The organism is Caulobacter sp. P1_B12_2 (assembly GCF_056406675.1).
Map to the genome: position 1 here is coordinate 1 of NZ_JBFTZS010000654.1, position 1,802 is coordinate 1,802.

Below are 1,802 nucleotides of genomic sequence, written 5' to 3' on the forward strand. Positions count from 1 at the left end.
GTGCAGCGCGGCGGCCAGGGCGACGACGCCCAGCAGGGAAGCGGCCCGGATCACTTCGCGTCCCCCAGGAAGGCGTCGATCATCGTCACTGTGGCGGCGGGCTGCTCTTCCATCAGCCAGTGGCCGGAGTCGGGCACGACGCCCTCGGTGACGTTGGTGGCCGCCGACCGCATGACCACGGCCATCATCGGGCCGAACGACTTGGCGCCGCCGATGGCCAGGACCGGCATGGGCAGCTTGGCGCCGGTCGCCAGCCAGGCGCGGTTGTCGGTCACGTCCTGGTCGAAGGCCCCGAACTGGGCGAAGCCGGAGCGCATGGCGCCCGGGCGGGCGTAGAGCGCGGCGTAGTGCTGGCGCGACAGCTCGTCGAACTTCTTGGGGTCGGCCGAGAACTCGTTCCAGAAGCGGTCCAGATAGATGCGCTCGCGGCCGGCGACCAGGCGCTCCATGTCGGGACCGCCGAACCGGAAGTGCCAGAGCAGCGGGCTCTTGAGGATCTCGTCCCACGGACCCACGCCCGGGATCGGGGCGTCCAGCAGCACGAACTTGGTCACGTTCCGCGGCTGCTGCGTGGCCAGGGCGAAGCCGACCATGTTGCCGATGTCGTGAGTGACCAGGGCGTAGCGCTCGACCTTCAGGGCGGTCAGCACGCCGGCGATGTCGCGCGCCTCGGTCGCCTTGTCGTAGCCGCCGGCGGGGTGGGCCGACAGGCCCATGCCGCGCAGGTCGGGCACGATCACGGTGTGGTCCTTGGCCAGGTCCCTGGCCAGAGGCGACCACATGTCGCCCGTCTCGCCGAAGCCGTGCAGCAGGACCACGGCCGGGCCGTGACCGCCGACCCGGACGTGGAGCGTCGTGCCGTTGGTGGCGATCTCCTGGGCCTTGAAGCCGGTGGGGAAGGGCTGGACCTGGGCCAGGGCCGGCGATCCGAGGGCGGAGGCGGCCAGGAGCAGGGCTCCAGCGGCGGCCGAGGCGAGCAGTTTCATGTGAGGCGCTCCGTTTGGGTGGCGACGTCTGGCGTCCTCAATAGGGTGAGCAGTATTTTTGGCCGTGTAAACATATTTCTTGTACGATTGATCAGTTTTATATATCACCTGATTTATGGTCAAATGCCATCAGTGACAGATGAGTCGGACGATGAGACCCAAGACCCAGAGACATGCCGAGGCGGGCGAAGGCGCGGCGCGCGACCGCATCCTGAAGGTGGCCGAGCAGGTGTTCGCCGAGATGGGATTCGACGGCGCCTCGATGCGCCAGATCGCCCAGCAGGCCGACGTCCCCGTCGCCCTGGTCAGCTACCACTTCAAGACCAAGCTGAACCTCTATCGCGAGGTGTTCGTGGCCCGACACCCCAGCACCGGCGCCCAGCGTCTGGCCGGCCTGGCCCTGGCCGAGATGGAGGACGACCCCGCCCGCCGGCTGGAACTGATCGTCAAGGCCGTGCTGACCCCGATGCTGTCGCTGCGCAAGACCGAGGGCAACGCCAGCTTCGGCGTGATGCTGGCCCGCGAGGCCAACGACCCCAAGGCCGGCGAGCGGGGCATCATCAAGGAGATCTTCGATCCCACCGCCCGCAAGACGATCGAGCTGCTGCGCGGCGCCCTGCCCGACCGCGGCGAGGCCGAGATCGTCTGGGGCTTCCAGATGATCATCGGCACGATGCTGTACGTGATGGCCGACAACGGCCGGGCCGCGCACCTGAGCGGCGGCGCGGCCGATCCCACCGACGTGGACGCCACCGTGCGGCAGATCGTGCCGCTGCTGCTGAACGGCCTGCGGGGGGGCTGACGGCGGCCGCGCCC

At 69.0% G+C, this 1,802-nt stretch carries 2 protein-coding genes; one reads left to right on the forward strand and one right to left on the reverse strand.

Features of this window, described 5'->3' with window-relative positions; translation table 11 throughout:
- Window positions 1-50: 50 nt before the first annotated feature.
- On the reverse strand, window positions 51-986 hold the full coding sequence (locus AC1DZ6_RS24525; RefSeq protein ID WP_477099711.1) for an alpha/beta fold hydrolase: 936 nt from the start codon (window positions 984-986) through the stop codon (window positions 51-53).
- A gap of 151 nt (window positions 987-1,137) precedes the next feature.
- On the opposite strand from AC1DZ6_RS24525, the gene AC1DZ6_RS24530 reads away from it, so the two are divergent.
- On the forward strand, window positions 1,138-1,788 hold the full coding sequence (locus AC1DZ6_RS24530) for a TetR/AcrR family transcriptional regulator (protein ID WP_477099712.1): 651 nt from the start codon (window positions 1,138-1,140) through the stop codon (window positions 1,786-1,788).
- Window positions 1,789-1,802 lie beyond the last annotated feature (14 nt).